This window comes from Curtobacterium sp. MCPF17_046 (genome assembly GCF_003224295.1).
Taxonomy (GTDB): Bacteria; Actinomycetota; Actinomycetes; order Actinomycetales; family Microbacteriaceae; genus Curtobacterium.
In genome coordinates this window covers 1-18,227 of sequence record NZ_QKLB01000025.1, presented here as the reverse complement: position 1 = coordinate 18,227, position 18,227 = coordinate 1, and the positions used below count along the sequence as shown (strand labels likewise).

At 71.0% G+C, this 18,227-nt stretch carries 20 protein-coding genes; 4 read left to right on the top strand and 16 right to left on the bottom strand.

The window, feature by feature from the left end; genetic code table 11:
* Positions 1 to 107: 107 nt before the first annotated feature.
* On the top strand, positions 108 to 1,187 hold the full coding sequence (locus tag DEJ32_RS15595) for a Ku protein (RefSeq protein ID WP_110901953.1): 1,080 nt from the start codon (positions 108 to 110) through the stop codon (positions 1,185 to 1,187).
* A gap of 43 nt (positions 1,188 to 1,230) precedes the next feature.
* Here the strand turns inward: DEJ32_RS15595 and DEJ32_RS15590 are convergent, their stop codons facing one another.
* Complete coding sequence (locus DEJ32_RS15590; RefSeq protein WP_110901952.1) at positions 1,231 to 1,737, bottom strand: DUF6328 family protein; 507 nt, start codon at positions 1,735 to 1,737, stop codon at positions 1,231 to 1,233.
* 238 nt (positions 1,738 to 1,975) lie between these two features.
* On the opposite strand from DEJ32_RS15590, the gene DEJ32_RS15585 reads away from it, so the two are divergent.
* Positions 1,976 to 2,515 carry an antibiotic biosynthesis monooxygenase gene (locus DEJ32_RS15585; RefSeq protein WP_258369106.1) on the top strand — a complete coding sequence of 180 codons (540 nt, stop codon included), beginning with the start codon at positions 1,976 to 1,978 and terminating at the stop codon, positions 2,513 to 2,515.
* A gap of 25 nt (positions 2,516 to 2,540) precedes the next feature.
* Here DEJ32_RS15585 and DEJ32_RS15580 read toward each other — a convergent pair whose 3' ends face one another.
* The 8 genes from DEJ32_RS15580 to DEJ32_RS15545 form a co-directional block, all read right to left on the bottom strand.
* Positions 2,541 to 3,476 (bottom strand): Ppx/GppA phosphatase family protein, encoded by a 936-nt coding sequence (locus DEJ32_RS15580; protein WP_110901950.1) that lies wholly within the window; start codon positions 3,474 to 3,476, stop codon positions 2,541 to 2,543.
* A 79-nt stretch (positions 3,477 to 3,555) separates the two neighbouring features.
* Positions 3,556 to 5,253 carry an MDR family MFS transporter gene (locus DEJ32_RS15575; protein ID WP_110891469.1) on the bottom strand — a complete coding sequence of 566 codons (1,698 nt, stop codon included), beginning with the start codon at positions 5,251 to 5,253 and terminating at the stop codon, positions 3,556 to 3,558.
* The gene (locus DEJ32_RS15570; protein WP_181420710.1) at positions 5,250 to 5,873 is read right to left on the bottom strand and encodes a TetR/AcrR family transcriptional regulator; all 624 of its coding nucleotides are present in this window, start codon (positions 5,871 to 5,873) and stop codon (positions 5,250 to 5,252) included. Before DEJ32_RS15570 ends, DEJ32_RS15575 begins: the two co-directional genes overlap by 4 nt.
* A gap of 63 nt (positions 5,874 to 5,936) precedes the next feature.
* The gene (locus DEJ32_RS15565; protein ID WP_258365860.1) at positions 5,937 to 6,419 is read right to left on the bottom strand and encodes a GNAT family N-acetyltransferase; all 483 of its coding nucleotides are present in this window, start codon (positions 6,417 to 6,419) and stop codon (positions 5,937 to 5,939) included.
* A gap of 55 nt (positions 6,420 to 6,474) precedes the next feature.
* A complete protein-coding gene (locus tag DEJ32_RS15560) occupies positions 6,475 to 7,158 on the bottom strand; it encodes an HAD family hydrolase (protein WP_110891467.1) in 684 nt (227 codons plus the stop codon).
* A gap of 130 nt (positions 7,159 to 7,288) precedes the next feature.
* Positions 7,289 to 7,894 carry a DUF3618 domain-containing protein gene (locus DEJ32_RS15555; RefSeq protein ID WP_309146397.1) on the bottom strand — a complete coding sequence of 202 codons (606 nt, stop codon included), beginning with the start codon at positions 7,892 to 7,894 and terminating at the stop codon, positions 7,289 to 7,291.
* Positions 7,894 to 8,343 (bottom strand): phage holin family protein, encoded by a 450-nt coding sequence (locus DEJ32_RS15550; RefSeq protein ID WP_110825551.1) that lies wholly within the window; start codon positions 8,341 to 8,343, stop codon positions 7,894 to 7,896. The genes DEJ32_RS15555 and DEJ32_RS15550 overlap by 1 nt, the downstream gene beginning before the upstream one ends.
* Complete coding sequence (locus DEJ32_RS15545; protein WP_110901948.1) at positions 8,340 to 9,236, bottom strand: hypothetical protein; 897 nt, start codon at positions 9,234 to 9,236, stop codon at positions 8,340 to 8,342. Before DEJ32_RS15545 ends, DEJ32_RS15550 begins: the two co-directional genes overlap by 4 nt.
* A gap of 193 nt (positions 9,237 to 9,429) precedes the next feature.
* On the opposite strand from DEJ32_RS15545, the gene DEJ32_RS15540 reads away from it, so the two are divergent.
* Entirely contained in the window at positions 9,430 to 10,191 is a 762-nt protein-coding gene (locus tag DEJ32_RS15540; protein ID WP_110901947.1) for a glycosyltransferase family 2 protein, read from the top strand.
* A gap of 66 nt (positions 10,192 to 10,257) precedes the next feature.
* Here DEJ32_RS15540 and DEJ32_RS15535 read toward each other — a convergent pair whose 3' ends face one another.
* On the bottom strand, positions 10,258 to 11,187 hold the full coding sequence (locus DEJ32_RS15535; protein ID WP_110901946.1) for an NADP-dependent oxidoreductase: 930 nt from the start codon (positions 11,185 to 11,187) through the stop codon (positions 10,258 to 10,260).
* A gap of 83 nt (positions 11,188 to 11,270) precedes the next feature.
* On the opposite strand from DEJ32_RS15535, the gene DEJ32_RS15530 reads away from it, so the two are divergent.
* Positions 11,271 to 11,780, top strand: a complete 510-nt coding sequence (locus DEJ32_RS15530) for a MarR family winged helix-turn-helix transcriptional regulator (protein ID WP_110825555.1) — start codon at positions 11,271 to 11,273, stop codon at positions 11,778 to 11,780.
* Positions 11,781 to 12,063: 283 nt separating this feature from the next.
* On the opposite strand, the gene DEJ32_RS15525 is transcribed toward DEJ32_RS15530, so the two are convergent.
* The 6 genes from DEJ32_RS15525 to DEJ32_RS15500 form a co-directional block, all read right to left on the bottom strand.
* On the bottom strand, positions 12,064 to 13,251 hold the full coding sequence (locus DEJ32_RS15525; RefSeq protein WP_110901945.1) for an ROK family transcriptional regulator: 1,188 nt from the start codon (positions 13,249 to 13,251) through the stop codon (positions 12,064 to 12,066).
* Positions 13,252 to 13,321: 70 nt separating this feature from the next.
* Positions 13,322 to 13,507, bottom strand: coding sequence for a hypothetical protein (locus tag DEJ32_RS15520; protein ID WP_110901944.1), 186 nt, complete (start codon positions 13,505 to 13,507; stop codon positions 13,322 to 13,324).
* Positions 13,508 to 13,515: 8 nt separating this feature from the next.
* Positions 13,516 to 13,857: a hypothetical protein gene (locus tag DEJ32_RS15515; RefSeq protein WP_110901943.1), complete on the bottom strand. Its 342-nt coding sequence runs from the start codon at positions 13,855 to 13,857 to the stop codon at positions 13,516 to 13,518.
* Between the two features lie 183 nt (positions 13,858 to 14,040).
* Positions 14,041 to 16,296, bottom strand: coding sequence for an alpha-xylosidase (gene yicI / locus DEJ32_RS15510; protein ID WP_110901942.1), 2,256 nt, complete (start codon positions 16,294 to 16,296; stop codon positions 14,041 to 14,043).
* Positions 16,296 to 17,219 carry a carbohydrate ABC transporter permease gene (locus DEJ32_RS15505; RefSeq protein WP_110825558.1) on the bottom strand — a complete coding sequence of 308 codons (924 nt, stop codon included), beginning with the start codon at positions 17,217 to 17,219 and terminating at the stop codon, positions 16,296 to 16,298. The genes yicI and DEJ32_RS15505 overlap by 1 nt, the downstream gene beginning before the upstream one ends.
* Positions 17,216 to 18,118, bottom strand: coding sequence for a carbohydrate ABC transporter permease (locus DEJ32_RS15500; RefSeq protein ID WP_110891462.1), 903 nt, complete (start codon positions 18,116 to 18,118; stop codon positions 17,216 to 17,218). Before DEJ32_RS15500 ends, DEJ32_RS15505 begins: the two co-directional genes overlap by 4 nt.
* Between the last annotated feature and the right edge of the window lie 109 nt (positions 18,119 to 18,227).

Sequence of the window (18,227 nt, the reverse complement as noted above, 5' to 3'; positions counted from 1 at the left end):
ACGCGAGCCGCGCCTCCCGGCTGTGGAGGGCGAGCGGCCGCCCGCCGCACCTGCCGATCCGCTCGGAACTGAGCGCCGATCCGCATGCATCCGGGCATCATGAGCGCATGAGGTCGATCTGGAAGGGCTCCATCGCGTTCGGGCTCGTCAACGTGCCGATCAAGGTGTACGCGGCGACCGAGACGCACGACGTCTCGCTGCACCAGATCCACGACGAGGACAAGGCCCGCATCCGGTACAAGCGCGTCTGCGAACTCGGCCACGAGGTCGAGTACGGCGACATCCAGAAGGCGTACGACGACGGCGAGAAGACCGTGGTCCTCACCTCCGACGACTTCAAGCAACTGCCGCAGGAGCAGTCGCACGAGATCGAGGTCCTCGAGTTCGTGCCCGTCGACCAGGTCGACCCGATGATGTTCGAGAAGACGTACTACCTCGAGCCGGACTCGCGCTCCCCGAAGGCGTACGTGCTCCTCCGCAAGACCCTCGAGCAGACCGACCGCCTGGCGATCGTGCAGTTCACCCTCCGTCAGAAGACCCGGCTCGGGGTGCTCCGCGTGCACGACGACGTGCTGCTGCTCCAGGGACTCCTGTGGGGCGACGAGGTCCGTGCGGCGGACTTCACGGCCCTCGACACCTCGGTGAAGGTCAGCGCGAACGAGCTGAAGATGTCGTCCTCGCTCGTCGAGAGCATGTCGACCGACTTCGACCCGGACCGGTACACGGACGAGTACCAGGAGGAGCTGCAGCAGCTCATCGACGCGAAGCTGGAGTCCGGTGACGACGTCGACACCGCGGAGACGTTCGGCAAGGACGCGGCCGACGACGACGACACCGGTGGGGACGTCATCGACCTGATGGCGGCGCTGCGCGCGTCCGTGGACAAGAACCGGTCGGGAAGGTCGGGGGCACGGTCCGGAGGCGGGTCGCGGTCCGGCAGTGGCGGGCGCTCGGGCAGCGGCGCGGGAACCGGTTCCTCGGGCGACGAGGACGAGGCTCCGCGCCGGCGGTCGAGGGCGAAAGCCGCCGCGGACACCGAGGATGCGCCGACCGGGACCAGCACGCGGAAGACACCAGCGAAGAAGGCGTCGGCGGCGAAGACCCCCGCGGCGAAGACCCCCGCGAAGAAGGCACCGGCGAAGAAGGCCGCCGCCGAGAAGACGACCACGAAGAAGCAGGCCAGCTGACCGCACGGCGCGGCTGACCGCACGGCTCAGCTGACCACCCGGGTCAAGCGGTCGTGTCGTGGCGGCTCCGACGCATGGCGAGCGGCACTGCGGTCCAGAGTGCCGCGGTGCCGACGAAGACGACGATGCCGCTGATCACCCCGCCGCGGTCGCCGAGCACGACGTCGAACACGAACAGGACCGTGCCGGCGAACAAGAGCCCACTCGCGACGAGCGCGCTGAGCAGGATGACGTTCCCGACGCGGACGAGGTCGTGCTTCTGCCGCTGTCGGAACACGAGTCGGTGCGTGGCGACCGCGGACAGTGCGACCACGGTGACGAGGACGGCCAGGACCACCAGCACGAGGTAGATCGTCTCCTGCTGCGCGGTCAGTGCCGTGAACCGCTGCTGGAACGGCAGCGTCAGGAGGAACCCGGCGAGGATCTGCGTGCCCGTCTGCACGATGCGGAGCTCCTGCTGGATGTCGTTCCAGTTGCGGTCCCAGCGCTCTGCCGGGGTCTCGTTCCGTCCGCGCTCCGTGCCGCGGGCCTCGCTGTCGGTCGTGCTCATGGCTCGAATGTACGCAGTCGCAGCGAGCCGGTCTCGCCCGCCGCGCGCACTGCCGCGCCGTGGCCAGGATGCACGTGACATGCGCGTGAAACACGACCGGCGGGACACTGGTCGGATGACTCCACAAGAGCCAGGATGCCCCTCCCCATCGGCACGGCCTGCCCGCCGCTGGCGCGTCGGTCAGGAACCGGCGACGGGGGCCCAGTCGTCACCTGAGACCGCCGGCCCGCCCGTCACCGTGTCCATCACCCGCCTCGTCGAACCCGACCGCATCCCGGAGGTCACCCGCTGGGTGCAGTCCGGCGTGAACCTCGCCAACCGCTACCCGGGGTTCCTCGGCTCCGGATGGGTGCGGTCGACGGCGCGGTCCCGCGAGTGGCACATGCTCTACCGGTTCGCCGACCACGACTCCCTGTCGACGTGGGAGAACTCGGACGACCGGCTGCGCTGGCTCGACCTCGGCCGTGACCTGGTGGTCGAGTCGCGGGTCGAGAAGCGCACCGGCATCGAGGGATGGTTCGACGTGCCGCAGGACGCCCCGGCCTCGACCGCTCCCCCGCGCTGGAAGCAGGCGGTGAGCATCTGGCTCGGGTTCTTCCCGGTGAACCTCGTCTTCACGGTCCTGGTCGGGTGGCTGCTGCCGTCCTTCGCGGGTCTGCCGGCGCTGCCCCGCGTGCTCATCATGACGCTCGTGCTCACGCCGGTCATGACGTTCTGGGTGCTGCCGTTCGTGACGAAGCTCATCCGCCCTTGGCTGCTGGCTCCGCCCCGCAGGTGACGCTCCCGCAGTTCGTGGAGAGGTGCTAGCCGAGCACGGACAGCTGGTCGAGCCGTTCGAGGATGACCCCCTCGCGGAGCGCCCACGGGCAGATCTCCAGCGACGCCAGGTCGAAGATGTCCAGGCACGCCTCAGCGACGAGCGCACCGGGGACGACCTGGTGCGCTCGACTCGGGGAGACGCCCGGCAGCGCGGCGAGCTCCTCGACCGTCATCGTCAGCAGCGCGGGCAGCCGCTCGCGCAGCACCGCACCGTCGAGCACCCGCGGGACGAGGGCGCCCGCGGCCGACGGGGCAGCGCCGCAGATCCGGGCGATCGAGCGGAAGGTCTTCGAGGTCGCGACGGCCCGGTCCGGCGCCCCGGCACGGAGCAGCCGACCGGCGTCACGGGCGATCTCGACGCGGATCTCGTGTCGGATGCGCCGCACGTCGTCGTCCGTGGGCGTCCCCGCGGTGGAGAACGAGCGCGCGAGGCGGGCGGCCCCGATCGGAATCGACCACGCCACGTCAGGGGCCTCGTCGGCACCGCCGGCGATCTCGAGCGACCCACCGCCGATGTCGAACACCGCCAGGCGCCCGGCGGACCAGCCGAACCAGCGCCGGACGGCGAGGAACGTCAGCCGGGCCTCGTCGGACCCGGACAGGACCGCCAGCTCGACGCCGGTCTGCTCCTGGACGTGGGCCAGGACGGCTTCGGAGTTGACCGCGTCACGCACCGCCGAGGTCGCGAAGCCGAGCATCTCCTCGCACCCGCGGTCCTCGGCCACCCGGACGGACTGCGACACGAAGTCGGTGAGCGCGTCGATCCCGACCTGTGTCACCGCGCCGCAGTCGTCGAGGTGCTCCGCGAGCCGGAGCGCCTGCTTGAACGACGACGCCGGCAGCGGCGCGGCTCCTCCGTGGGCATCGACGACGAGCAGGTGACCGGTGTTCGAACCGATGTCGAGGACTCCGACGCGCATGCGCCCACGCTAGCGGGAGCGACCGGGCCGGGACGCCGGGAGGCCCGGATCGCGTCCGCAGGGGCGCCTCGCGGTGCGGCTACCGGTCCCGGCCGGCCGTCGGGACCGACCCGGTGGCCGCCGTGACCGGTTCCGCCTCTGCCCGCTCGACGCCCGCCCGGCGCGACCGCTCGAGTTCGTCGGCCTCGGCACCGCCGACGGCCTCGCCACGCGCGACCATGCCGGCGACGTCAGCGAGCCGCATCTGCGGGATGAAGAGCGCGAGCACGAACGCCACGGCGATGAACGGCAGCAGGTACCAGAACACCGGCGACAGGGAGTCGGCGTAGGCGTTCACGATCCCGTCCTGCACGGCCTGCGGCAGCTTCGAGAGCGAGGTCGGGTCGATGCTCGCGCTCGCGCTCGCGGCGTCCGTGGCGCTGCCACCCGCGCCGCGGAAGACGTCGGTCAGGGCGTCGGTCAGACGCGAGGCGAAGAGCGCTCCGAAGACGGCGACGCCGAGGGAGGCACCGACCTCGCGGAAGTAGTTGTTCGTCGAGGTCGCCGTGCCGACCTGCTCCGGCGGGACGGCGTTCTGCGCCACGAGGACGACCACCTGCATGATGAGGCCGAGCCCGGCGCCGAAGACGAACAGGTACACGCAGATGAGCCAGATCGGGGTGCTCGCGGCGAGGGTCGTCATGCCCAGCATCGCGGCACCGACGACGAGCGTGCCGACGATCGGGAACGCGCGGTACCGCCCGGTCTTCGTGATGAGCGTCCCGGACACGATCGACGTCCCGATCAGGCCGACCATCATCGGCAGCATGAGCAGCCCGGAGACCGCCGCGGACGTGCCCGAGGCCATCTGCAGGAACGTCGGGACGAAGCCGATCGCCGCGAACATGCCGAGTCCGAGCACGAAGCCGATCGCGGTCGCGATGACGAACGTGCGGTTGCGGAAGAACGACAGCGGGATGATCGGGTCCGCGGCGCGCGACTCGACGAACACGAACAGCGCCGCGGCGACGAGGAACCCGGCACCCCAGGCCCAGGTCTCGGGGGCGTCCCACCCGTGCTGGCGGTTGCCGCCGAACTCGGTGAAGAAGACCAGGCACGCCGTGGTCGCCGACAGCAGGGCGACGCCGAGGACGTCGATGCGCTTCGTCGCCTTCTTGCTCGGCAGCGTCAGCGCGAACCAGGCGACCGCGAACGCGGCGATGCCGACCGGGATGTTGATCCAGAACGCCCAGTTCCAGGTCATGTGGTCGACGAAGAACCCGCCGAGCAGCGGGCCACCCACGGCGGACAGGCCGAAGATCGCACCGAGCGGTCCGAGGTACTTGCCACGCTCGGACGCCGGCACGATGTCCGCGATGATCGCCTGCGACAGGATCATGAGCCCGCCGCCGCCGAGGCCCTGCAGCGCGCGGAAGACGACGAACTGCCAGAAGTCGGTCGACAGCGCGCAGCCGAGCGAGGCGAGGGTGAACAGCGCGATCGCGATGAGGAACAGGTTCCGCCGCCCGAGGACGTCACCGAACTTGCCGTAGATCGGCATCACGATGGTCGAGGCGAGCAGGTACCCCGTCGTGATCCACGCCTGGTGCGCGACGCCGCCGAGCTCGCCGACGATGGTCGGCATCGCGGTGGAGACGATCGTCTGGTCGAGGCTCGACAGGAGCATGCCGGCGATCAGCGCAGAGAAGATGATCCAGATGCGGCGCTGGGTGAGGAGCAGCGGCCCGTCGGCCTGCTGGCGTCCGCGGCGCGCGGTGCTCGGCGCTGGTGCGCTCATGGGGTGCCTCCCGGGGCGGGGGTGGAGATGGCCGCCGTCATCAGGCGGAGGTTGGACTCGAGGAGCTCGTCGAACCGGGGCCCCGTCGCCTCGTCGAAGTCGTCGTCGAAGTACGTGGCTGCACTGACCCGCACGACACCCACCGCGGCCTCGGCCACCAGCCGAGCACGCGGGTCGTCCGGTTCGGTCCAGTCGAAGCGCTCGCGGACCGCGTCGGCCACCTTCGCGATCTGGGTGTCGGTCGCCGACAGGAACCGGGCGGTGAGGGCCGGTTCGCGCTCGAAGACGTGCCGGACGAGCGCTTCGTCGGTGCGGTCGATGCCGGCGACGTGCAGTTGCTCGATGAGGAGCGCGATCACGGACGGCAGCGGGGCGAGGTCCGACGGGACGACCGATCCAGCGGCGTAGGCGGCGAGGAGTTCGGTGTCGGCGTGCAGCTCGATGCCGAGGACCACGTCCTCCTTGGACGCGAAGTGGTTGAAGAACGTCCGTCGCGACACCCCGACCCGCTCGCAGAGCTGTTCGATGGTGAAGCCCTGGAGACCGCCGTCGACGACCGCGCGCCGCGCCTCGGACACCATGCTGCGCCGGAGGGCGCGGGTGCGGTCAGTCGTGCTCACCGGCCAAGAATTGCACTTCCAGCGGAATAGTGCAATCCCGGACCCGCACTTCTCGGGGGAGGGTCAGAGTGCCTTCGCGAAGCAGTACGACCACGGCATCGTCTCGGCGTACGGCTCGTACACGTCGATGCGCTGCCACCCGGTCTTCTCGTACAGCGCCACGGCTTCGGGCTGCTTGTCGCCGGTCTGCAGGATCAGACGCTCGGCCCCCTGCTCTCGCCCGACCCGCGCGCACTCGTCGAGCAGCGCGGTCGCCGCTCCCTTGCCCCGCGCGGCAGCCAACACGATGAGGCGCTTCAACTCGATCTCGTCCCCGAGCCGACGCACCGCGATGTGCCCGAGCACGGAGCCGTCCTCGTCGATCGCGAGCAGGGAGGTGACGACCGTCGTCGGGTCCACGGAGAGCACGCGGTTCCGCTCGGCCGTGACCTCGGGGGCCTCACCGGGGTTCGAGTCGCCGTAGCGCTCGTGCATCTCCTCGTCCATGGTCGCGCGGAGTGCGACTCCGCGCGGGTCTTCCCAGGGCACGCGTTCGATGGTGATCACGATCGTCCATCCTGACACGGTGGCCGGTGCGCCGGAGCACGCACCGGCACGCGCGTCACGCGTGGCGACCGAGCGAGCCGATCGGGCTGTCGTCCAGGTCCGCCAGCAGAGCGGCCGCGTCGTCGTACACGGCGGCCGCCCCGGCTCCCCGGAGCTCGTCGCCACCGATGCCGCCGGTCATCACCCCGACACACGTGACCCCCACACGACCGGAGGACTCGACGTCCCACATGGCGTCGCCGACCATGACGGCGGACCCGGCGTCGACGCCGACCTTCTCGAGTGCCACCCCGATGATGTCCGGGGCCGGCTTCGCCTGCTCGACGTCCTCACCGCTCGTCACCGCCGTGACCCACTCGTCCGCGTCGAGGAGTTCGAGCAGACGGTCGAGTTCGTTCTGCGGCGCGCTCGTCGCGAGGACCACGGCGTGCCCGCGCGCGGCGACGGCCTCGAGCAGTTCGCGGGACCCGGGCAGCAGGCGGAGTTGCGGCATGTGCTCGGAGTAGAACGCGGTGTGGAACTGCTTCGCCGTGTCACGAACCTCGTCGGAGGCGTCGGGCAGGAGCCCCTCGAGCAACTTCGACGAGTCCATCCCGATCGCCCGGTGGATGCGCCACGCGTCCACCGACTCCCCCGCGGCACGGAAGGCCCGCCACCAGGCGTCGATGTGGGCGTAGTTCGAGTCGGCGAGGGTCCCGTCGATGTCGAAGAGGACGGCGGTGGTGGGTGCATCGGGCATGGTCCCACCCTGCTCTCCGATCGGCGAACGCTGCCACAGGTCCGCGGACGTTCCGTCGCGGAACCACCCCGGGACGGACGGGAGGCCCGGTACCAGCTGGTACCGGGCCTCCCGTCTGGAACGGTGTCCGTCAGGCGTTGCGGACGTCGTCCGCGGACGACTGCGCGTTGTCCTTGACGTCGGCCGCGGCGCCCTGCGCCTCGTCCTTGACCGTCTGGGCCGCGTCCTGCGCGGTGCCCTTGAGGTCCTGCGCGTGCTCCTTGGCGGCGTCGACGAGCGGGGCGCTGGCTTCCTTGGCCTGCTCCTTCGCCTTGTCGACGAGCGGCGCTGCCTTGTCCTTCAGCTCACCGGCGAGCTCCTCCTCCTTGGTGGAGGACGGCAGGAGCGACGACGCGAGCCAGCCGACACCGAAGGCGATGAGGCCGACGGCGAGCGGGTTGCCCTTCGCCTTCTCGACGCCGCGCGAGGCGGTGTCCTTGACGGTCCCGGCGGCGTTCGAGCCGGAGCCCGAGACGCTGGAGCGAGCCGAGTCGGCAGCGCCCATCACGGAGTCGCGAGCGCTGCCGGCAGCACCCATGACCGACTCACGGACGTCCTGGAACTTGCCCTTGACCTTCTCGGTCTGGCGGTGGGCGATCTGCGACGGGCTCACCTTGTCGGCGAGCGCGTCGACGTCCGAGCCGAGTGCGCCGCGGGTGCGCTCGATGTCTGCGCGGATCTCGTCTGGGGTGCTCATCAGTTCCTCCCGGTGTTGGGCTTGAGTGTCTCGGGGACTTCCTTGACGGTCTCGACCGTCTGCGGGGCGCCGTTGATCTGCTTGATCTCCTTGCGGCCGCGGGATGCCAGGACCGCCGCGACGATCGCGTAGATGACGGCGATGATCACTGCGGACCATGCGTTGCCGATGAGGTAGCCGAGGCCCCACCACGCGGCGATGGTCAGGAACAGCAGGGCGAAGAGCCCGGCGACGCCTGCGCCGCCGAACATGCCCGCCCCCTTGCCGGCCTTCTTCGCGGAGTCGGTCAGCTCGGCCTTGGCGAGCGCGACCTCCTGCCGGAAGAGGGTCGAGAGGTCACGCGACACTTCGGAGAGGAGCTCGCCGAGGGGTGTCGTCGCGGCGCGCTCCTCGGGCGTCGGCTGCCCGGGCACCGTCCCACCGGTCGCGCCGGGGAAGGCTTCGCTCATACGAGCGGCCCCGTCCCGGTCGTCCCGGTCGTGCCGAAGCCGGTCGTGCCCGTGGTCCCGAGCCCGGTGGTGTCGTACCCGGTGGTGCTGGTCGGGGTGGCGTCGTAGCCCGCGGTGCCGGAGGTCAGGTCGGCGCTGCGCGCTTCGGCTTCCTTCTCGTGCTTGATCTCCGTCGTGAGCGCCTTGGTGAGGCGACCAGCGAGGATGCCCGCGCCGGCGGCGATCGCGATGAAGGCACCCGGACGGCGTGCGGCGAAGGACTTCACGTCCTCGACGAGCGTGCCGGGTTCGCGACCCTCGAGGTAGCCGGCGAACGAGCTGGCACGGCTGGAGAGGTCGCGGACGACCTTCGCCGCGAGGCCCTGCTCGTCGTCGTTCTCGGCCATCTTGCCGAGCTGGTCACCGATGGTGCGCAGGCCACCGGCGGCACGCTGCTGCTGGCCGGCCGCCTGGTCCTTCAGGGTGCCGGACGCCTGGCCGAAGAGCTGGCGGGCGTGGTCGGACACCTCGGAGGCGACGTTCGCGGCCTGCTCCTTGGCGGTGCCGGCGACGTTCGCGGCCTTCTCCTTGGCGTCACCAGCGACGTCGGAGGCGGCGCCCTTGGCGGCCTGGGCCTTCGCCTTGCCACCGCTCGAGTCCGAGTCGTCGTGACCCGACGAGGCGGACGGCGTGGCGGTCAGGCTGTCCGCGGCGGAGGTGCCGGCGGTGAGCTGGGTGTCGGCGGGGACGGCGTCGAGCGGCTCGAGGTCGTCGAAGCCGGACGGGCGCTCGACGGGCGTGCCGCTGGCGTAGGACGGAACCGTGACGCCGGGGTGGATCTCGTGCCCCTCGGCAGCAGCCGTGGCGTCGTGGATGGGCGTCCCGGAGTCGTTCCCGGGTGGGTTCGTGGTCATGGTCGGCCTTCCGGTCTTCTTCGTCACCGAGGGCGGTGCACCCACGGCGTGTGGATCCGAACCTGCGCGCCGGACACTGGGACGACCTCCAGGAACGCCGATCCACGCGGATCCCGGACGCGATCCTCCCCAGAACGCCAGACCGCGCCTGGATCGCGGGTTCTTCCCAGTGCCCTCCGGGTTGGCTCGGGCCATGCCCTCCGTCTCGGTCGTGATCCCGGTGCGGAACGACGCCGAGCACCTGCGGCGATGCCTCGCCGCACTGGCCGCCCAGTCCCATCCCGCGGACGAGCTCGTCGTGGTGGACAACGGCAGCTCGGACGACAGTGCGGCGGTGGCACGCGCGGCCGGGGCCGTGATCCGCAGCGAGCCGGTCCCCGGGATCTCCCGCGCGGCATCAGTCGGCTACGACACGGCGAGCGGCGACGTCATCGTCCGTCTCGACGCCGACTCGGTTCCGCCGCCCGGCTGGATCGCGGCCGCGCTCGGCCTGCTCGAGGACCCGGACGTCGTCGCCGTGACCGGTCCCGGCCGTCCCTCCGACGCCGGGCCCGTCGTGCGTGCGCTCTGGCCGGTCCTCTACATGGGGCCGTACTTCGTGCTCATGCACGGCGCACTCGGCCGCCCGCCGATCTTCGGGTCCGCCACCGCCGTCCGTCGCTCGGCGTGGCTCGCCGTCCGCGATCGTGTGCACCGGGAGGACCCGGACGTGCACGACGACATCGACCTGAGCATGCAGCTCGACCCCGCGTGGAGGGTGCTGGCCGACCGCAGGCTCACGGTGCGGGTCTCCGCGCGGCCGTTCTCGAGCCTGGCGTCCGCCGCACTCCGGACCCGCCGTGCCTTCCACACCTTCCGGGTGAACGGCCGCCGTGCCACGCCGACGCGTCGGTGGGCGCGGCGGGCCCGGGTCGCGTTGCGGGACCGCGACCACGCTTGGTGGCGCGGCCGCTGACCTGACCCGGACACCGACCCGGGCCGGACGCCGACCCGCTGACGACCACCCCGGGGCTCGTGCGGCTCAGGGCAGGACGACCACCTTGCCGGCGATGCGCCCCGTGCTCGCCTCCGCGTGCAGGGCCGGCAGTGCGTCGAGCGGGATGCGGCGGGTGACCTCGACGTGGAGCGAGCCGTCGTCCACCATCGCGGCCAGTCGCGCGAGGCGGTCGCGGTTCGGCAGCACGAACACGACGGCGGAGCGGACCCCGCGGGTGGCGTCGTCGGGAGCGGCCATCCAGGCGGTGGTGCTCACGACCACGCCACCGTCACGGACGAGGGTGACGAGACGGGTGAACTCCTCGGGCTCGATCGGGGCGAGGTTGAGCAGGACGTCGACCGGTCCGGTGACGGCGTCTGCGAGGTCGGTCGTCGTGTGGTCGACGACCTCGTCCGCGCCCGCTGCCCGGACGGCGTCGGCGCTGCGGGGACTCGCGGTCGCGATGACGTGCACACCCCACTGCTTCGCGAGCTGGACCGCGTACTTCCCGACGACGCCACCGGCTCCGACGACGAGCAGGCGCTGCCCGGCTTCGAGTCCACCGTCGTCGACGAGTGCCTGCCACGCGGTGAGTGCCACGGACGGCAGCGCCGCGGCGTCCTCGAGCGGGATGCTCGTCGGTGCGTGCACCAGGGCCTCGGCGGGTGCGATGACGTACTCTGCAGCGCCGCCGTCACGCTCCATCGGCAGGAACCCGATGACGGCGTCACCGACGGCGAGCCCGTCGACGCCGGAGCCCAGGGCGTCGACCGTGCCGGAGACGTCGTAGCCGGGGACGTGCGGCAGGACGACCGGGATGGGGAGGAACCCCGCTCGCATGCCGTTGTCGGCGGCGTTGAACGCGGAAGCGGCGACGCGCACGCGCACCTCGCCGGCACCGGGAGTGGGCTGCTCGACGTCGACGGTGCGGAGCACCTCGGGGCCGCCGACTTCGGAGAACTGGATGGCCTTCATGGTCGTTTCCTCTCGTTTTTGCTTCGAGTTCGAAGCACTTGTCAGGAACGTACCACTGCTTCGAACTCGAAGCAACAGGTAGGATGGAGATCGTGCCGGAGACCCCACGCCCACTGACCACCGCGGAGCTGTCCGCCTACCTGTCCTTCACCGAGGTCAGCGCGCTGCTCCGCCCCGCGGTCGAGAAGCAGCTCAAGGACGTCGGAGCGCTCAGCTACGTGCAGTTCCAGCTCCTGGCCCGACTCGGTGACGCCCCGAGCGGGAGCCGGAGCATGACCGACCTCGCCGACGGCGTCGTCTACAGCCGGAGCGGGCTGACGTACCAGGCGCAGTTGCTCGACCAGCGCGGACTCGTGTCGCGGGCCGCCTCCCCCGAGGACGAACGCCGGGTCGTCGTGTCGATCACCGACGCCGGCCGCGACGTCCTCGCCGCCGTGTTCCCCGGGCACATCGCACTCGTGCGGGAGCTCCTCTTCGCGTCATTGTCCGAGGCGGACACCGAGTCGCTCGCCCGCATCCTCGGACAGGTCGGGACGCGACTGCGCGAGGCACCTCCACGCTCCGCTGCCCCGCGGCGCCGCCGGTCCGCCTGACCCCGCGCCCGTCGGTGCCGGACGAGCCGCTCGGCGCACCCTGGGCACGGTCCAGCCGGACGGCGTAGCGTTCCCCGAGTCGCCCAGCCGGAAGGCACGCGAGGGACCCTGACCTCGCGGAGCGACGACTCGCGCCTGCCACTCCCGGAGGCACGCGCTGGCCGTGGACGCCCGCCCCTGACCCGAACTGCGGCGGGCGTCCGCGGGTCCACCCGACCACGCGCGGATCGCGGGCGCCGCGCTCGCTCGCGCCGGGACTGCGGTCGCGTGCAGGCCGATCGACTCAGCGGGCCGCCGGGTCGGCGAGCAGTGCCGCGAAGGCCAGCTCGGCCGCTCCGCGGAACAGCACACTGCCGACGAGTTCGGCGGGCACGATCCGGAGGTCCTCCCCCATCGCCGTCATCGTCTGCTCCCGCACGGCGTCCTCGAGGCGGGTCCCGACGTGGCGCAGGAGCGTGCCGAGGAACCCGCCGAGCACGACCACGTCGGGGTTGACCGTGTGCACGACGTTGCGGATCGCGACGGCGAGTGCGGTGACCTGCCGTTCGACGACCGCGCCGAGCTCCGGCCCGAGCCCGTCGGCGAGGACCTCCCCGAGCCGGTCGGCCTCGTCGATCCCGAGCCCCGCGGCGTCGAGCAGTGCCGCCTGGGACGCCTCGGTCTCCAGGCACCCGACAGCACCGCAGTGGCACCGGATGCCGTTGGCCGCGACGAAGGTGTGCCCGAGCTCGCCCGCGTACCCGTCGGTGCCGGTCAGCGGACGGCCGCCGGTGATGATCCCGCCACCGATGCCGCTCGCGCCGCCGTTGACGTAGACGACGTCGGTGGCGCCACGGCCGGCCCCGTACAGGAACTCGGCGGTGACACCGAGGTTCGCGTCGTTCGCAGCCCGGACCGGCAGCCCGGTGCGTTCCGTCAGCGGGGCGGCGAAGGCCTCGTCCCGCCAGGCCAGGTGCGGTGCGTACCGGACCACGCCGTCGTCGACGCGCACGATGCCGGGGACGGAGACGGCGACGCCCACCACCCGGCGGCCGGCGTCCCCCTGCCGTCCTGCAGCACCGGCGACGAGGTCGGTGGCGATGGTCAGCGCCTCGTCCGGGGTGGAGACGGTCGAGGTCCGGACGGTACGACGTTCGTGCTCGGTGCCGTCGAGACCGATCACGGCCAGCGTGACGGCGTCGATCTCGGGGACGATCGCGAGGGCGACGACCTCGGCGGACGCCGACACGGTCGCGCTCGGACGGCCGACGCCGGTCGCGGGCGGTGCGTCCCCCTCGACGACGAGGCCGAGCTCGACGAGTTCCCCGACGAGCGCGGCGACGGTCGACCGGTTCAGGCCGGTCTCACGGGTCAGTGCCGAGCGCGGCATCGGCCCGCCCTCGTGCACGAGCCGGAGGACCCGGGCGAGGTTGCGCCGCCGGACGACGTCCGTGGTGCGCACCGGACGGGAGGCAGTGCTCGCCTCCGTCATGTCCGCTCCGATCCGTCGTGGTCCCGTCAGCGTAGTGCGAGCCATCGGGGGCGGGAGCCGGGATGGAGGTTCAGTGATGCCCGTAGAACTGGCCCGTGTCCCGGCCGCGCTGCGCTTCTCGCAGCGCGGCCGCGATCTCCTGGTCGCTCTGCTCGAAGTCGCGCGATCGGTGTCCGAAGTCGGTGAACCGCCAGATCCACACCCAGAAGACGAGCCCTCCGACCGATGCCGCACCAGTAGCGACCCACCACCACATCGGTCGGCCTAGCCGCGCGAGCCGAAGCCCGACCAGAGAAGGCACGCCCGGATCTGTGCAGGGGTGCCGTGATGCGAGACGTCCCGGCACGTGTTCGCGTTCGGATACCACCCCACGCAGCCCTGAGGGGACTCGTACTCGCAGAGCTTCCGGGGCTCCGTCGCCGTGGCTGTGGTGATCGCCATCAGCCGATCCTGCACCCCGTTCGTCGGCACGATGACCGAAGCCTTCTGTTCCTGCTTCATCGGCACGACGTCGTGAGCGGTCGCTGCCGATGAACCGAGCACGACCGCGCCGGCGAGGAGGGCGCCTCCGGCGACGACCGTAGCGACGTTCTGCAAAAGAGCCATTCCAGGTCTTCCTTCCGATCGGAGAACGACCTGATGCGCTCGTTCAGGCCGGTGATCGGAAGGTACCCCGCCCCGGTACTCCAATGCAATACATCACACTGATGGTTGTGGAACCCCGCCTCACGGACGTGACGCTGCCTCCGGGAGGCACGAGCACGTCCGCCGAGGCGGGTCCGGCACGGGTCAGCCGGCGACGCTGACCGTGCCGTCGGCGGCGTAGGCGACGTCGTAGGTCACCGCACGGCCGTCCGGCGCCGTCACCACGACCGACCGGGCGCCGGCACCCGCGGAGCCCGGGAACGCCCGGAACTCGAGCGCCTCGTGGTAGTCGTGGTCCGGCCGGTCGGTGCGCGTGGACAGTGGGAGCACGGCACCCTCGCGGACCCACAGCGGCAGGGTGTCGAAGCCGTGCTGCTCACGCCGCCAGACCCCGCCGGTGACGACCTCGCCGGTGAACCAGTTCGTCCACGACCCCGCGGGCAACCAGTACTCGACCTCGCCCGACGCGCTGAACACCGGCGCGACGAGCAGGTCCGCGCCGAGCATGTACTGCCGGTCGCAGTACGCCGCGGTGGGGTCGTCCGGGAACGCCAGGGGCATCGGGCGCATGACGGGGATGCCCCGCGCAGACGCCTCGAGCCCGGCCGCGTACAGGTACGGCATCAGCCGGAGCTTCAGTTCGGTGAAGATCCGCGTGACGTCGACGGCCTCCTCGTCGAACGCCCACGGCACCCGGTACGAGCTGCTGCCGTGGAACCGGCTGTGCGACGACAGGAGTCCGAACTGGACCCAGCGCTTGAACACGGCCGGGTCGGGCGTGCCCTCGAAGCCGCCGATGTCGTGCGACCAGAACCCGAAGCCGGACAGTGCGAGCGAGAGCCCACCGCGGAGCGTCTCGGCCATCGACGGGAACGACGAGGTGTTGTCACCGCCCCAGTGCACCGGCATCTGCTGGCCGCCGGCGGTGGCGGACCGAGCGAACAGGACGGCGTCGCCCTTCCCGCGGGTCTCCTCGAGCACCTCGAACACGGCCTGGTTGTACAGCTGCGTGTAGAGGTTGTGCATGCGCTCGGGGTCGCTGCCGTCGGCGTAGACGACGTCCAGGGGGATGCGCTCACCGAAGTCGGTCTTGAAGCAGTCGACGCCCTGTTCGACGAGCGCGCGGAGCTTCGACTGGTACCAGGCGGTGGCCTCGGGGTTCGTGAAGTCGACGAGGCCCATGCCGGCCTGCCAGAGGTCCCACTGCCAGACGGTGCCGTCGGGGTTCATCACGAGGTAGCCGCCCTCGACCGCCTCGTCGAACAGCGCCGACGCCTGGCCGATGTACGGGTTGATCCACACGCAGACCCGCAGGTCCTTGTCGTGCAGGCGTCCGAGCATGCCGGTGGGGTCCGGGAACACCCGGGGGTCCCACTCGAAGTCGCACCAGGTGAACTCGCGCATCCAGAAGCAGTCGAAGTGGAACACCGAGACGGGCAGCTGGCGCGCGGCCATCTCGTCGACGAACGAGGTCACGGTCGCCTCGTCGTAGTCGGTCGTGAACGAGGTCGACAGCCACAAGCCGTACGACCACGCCGGCACGTGCGCCGGCCGGCCGGTGAGCGCGGTGTAGCGCTCGAGGACGGCCGCCGGGCTGCCCCCGCCGACGACGTGGAAGACGAGGGACTCTCCCGGCACCGAGAACTGCACGCGCTCGACGGTCTCGGACCCGACCTCGAACGAGACGTGCCCGGGATGGTCGACGAGCACGCCGTACCCGCGGTTCGTCAGGTAGAACGGCACGTTCTTGTACGCCTGTTCGCTCGACGTGCCGCCGTCGGCGTTCCAGATGTCGACGGTCTGCCCGTTCTTCACGAGGGGCCCGAAGCGCTCGCCGAGGCCGTAGACGAGCTCCCCGACGCCGAGGTCGAGCTGCGCGTGCACGAACGTGTCCGAGGCGGGGGCGTCCGCGCCCTGGACCCGTGCGTTGCCCACGACCCCGCGCGACACCTCGGCGCCGGGCTCGAGCGTGACGTACCCGAGCGACTTGTGCCCGGAGCCGGTCAGCACCCGCCCCTCGGACAGGAACCGGAGGTCCCACGGGGCTCCGGGCGTGACGACGGCCGACAGGTCGCCGGAGGTGAGGGTCCCGACGCCGTCCTCGACCGTGACGGAGCCGTGCCCCGCCTCCTGGCCGACCAGGTCGAACGACAGCTCGGGTCGGCGACCGCGGTGGTGCTCGACGCGGACGGTGACCACGCCCTCCATGGGGCTGGACAGTGAGACGGTGAGGGTCGGACGGTTGAGGGTGTCGCCCCGCGACGCGATGACCTTGGTCGGCGCCGTGACGACCAGGCGGTCGCCCTCGGGCGACTGCCGTGCGTCGATGTCGTACGCCTCGGCGGCGTACACGGGGTGGACTCCGGGCCTGAGCTGCCAGAACCCGTCGGTGAACTTCATTACTTGACCGCTCCTGCCGTGATGCCGCGCGCGAGCGTGCGCTGGAAGATGAGGAAGAACACGAGCGTCGGGATGAGCCCGAGCAGGGCCGAGGCGCTCGTGGTCGTGACGTCCATGAGCCGGTCGCCCTGCAGCAGGGAGATCGCGACGGGGACCGTCTGGTTGTCGTTGCTGACCAGGAAGGTCAGCGGGATGAGGAACTCGTTCCACGTCCAGATGAAGAAGAAGATGAGCAGGACCGACAGGGTCGGGCGGCTGATCGGGACGATGACCCGCCAGAGCACCCGCCAGCGACCCGCGCCGTCGAGCGCCGCGGCCTCGAGGATCTCCTTCGGGAAGGTGCCGTAGACGCTCGACAGCAGGTAGGTGCCGAACGCGGACTGGATCACCGTGAAGACGATGATGACGCTCCACACGTTGTCGTACAGCCCGATGCCCTTGAACATCATGTAGAGCGGGTAGAGCAGCACCTCCTGCGGCAGCATGTTCGCGAGCATGAACAGCACCACGATCCAGGTGCGGTAGCGGACCCGGCCGATGCCGATCGCGAACGCGTTGAGGATCGAGATGAGCACCGCGAGCAGCGCCACCATGCCGCTGATGAACACGCTGTTCCAGAGCTTCAGCGGGAAGTCGACCCGGTTCCAGAACGTCGTGATGCCGTCGAAGGACAGCTGGGACGGCCAGGCGAGCGGCCCGCCGGCCGCGTAGTCCGCGGGCGTCTTGAACGAGTTGAGCAGGATGAGCAGGAACGGCGCGGCGATGAGCACCGCGATGACGACCCCGCCGGCGAGCACGACCCAGTCGGCGGGCCGCTTGACCCCGCCTTCGCCCGGCCGCTTGCGCGGCTTCGTCGTCGGCCGGGAGGCCCGTCCTGCGTCCGCGGTCACGGTCGCCCTGGTGTCGGGTGCGGACACGGTCATCGTGCCTCCTCCTTGCGTTCGGCCCGGTTCTGGGCGGCGATGAACCCGATGGCGACGATGACGATGACGACCGTCAGGGCGGTGGCGATGGTCGCGCCGTAGCCGACCTGCTGCGCCTGGAAGAACTGGCTGTACGAGTAGTAGCTCGGCACGATGGTCGCGTTGCCCGGGCCGCCGCCGGTCAGGGCGTAGACGGGGCCGAACACCTTGAGGGCCGCGATCGTGCACGTGAGCACGACGACGAAGATCTCGGGCCGGATGATGTGGACGGTGATGGAGCGGAAGCGCTGGAACCAGTTCGCGCCGTCGAGTTCCGCGGCCTCGTAGAGCTCGGGGTCGACGCGCTGCAGGGCGGCCATGAACACGACGACCGGGTACCCGATCTGCACCCACACGAGCACGACCGCGACCGAGAGCAGTGCGGTGTCCGGGCTGCCGAGCCAGTTGTGCTGCAGACCGTCGAGTCCGACCGCGCCGAGCACCGCGTTGAGGGCGCCGTTCTCCGGGCGGAGGATCCACCCGATGACGATCGCGGCGATGACGGCCGGCAGGATCTGCGGGAGGTAGTAGGTGGCGCGGAGGAAGCTCGCGAGCTTGCCGCCGAACTTCTTGCCGATGACGTCGAACAGCGCGGCTGCGAGGACGAGGCCGAGGCTGGTCGGCACGATCACCATCGCGAGGATCATCACGATGCTGTTCCGGAACGAGATCCAGAACTGGCCGTCCGCCATGAGCCGGCGCCAGTTGTCGAGGCCGGTGAACTGCGGCGGCAGGATCCCGCGGTAGTTCGTGAACGACAGGTACACGTTCCAGCCGAGCGGCACGAGGATGATCGCCGCCAGGAGCACGAAGCCGGGCAGCAGGTAGAACCAGTAGCTGCCGCGGCCGGAGGCGGGCATGATCGCGCCGTCGTCGCGGCGGCGGGGGCGGGGGACGCGGCCGCGGAGCGGCGCGAGAGGAGGACTGGACCTGTCTCTTATACACATCTCCGAGCCCACGAGACATCTC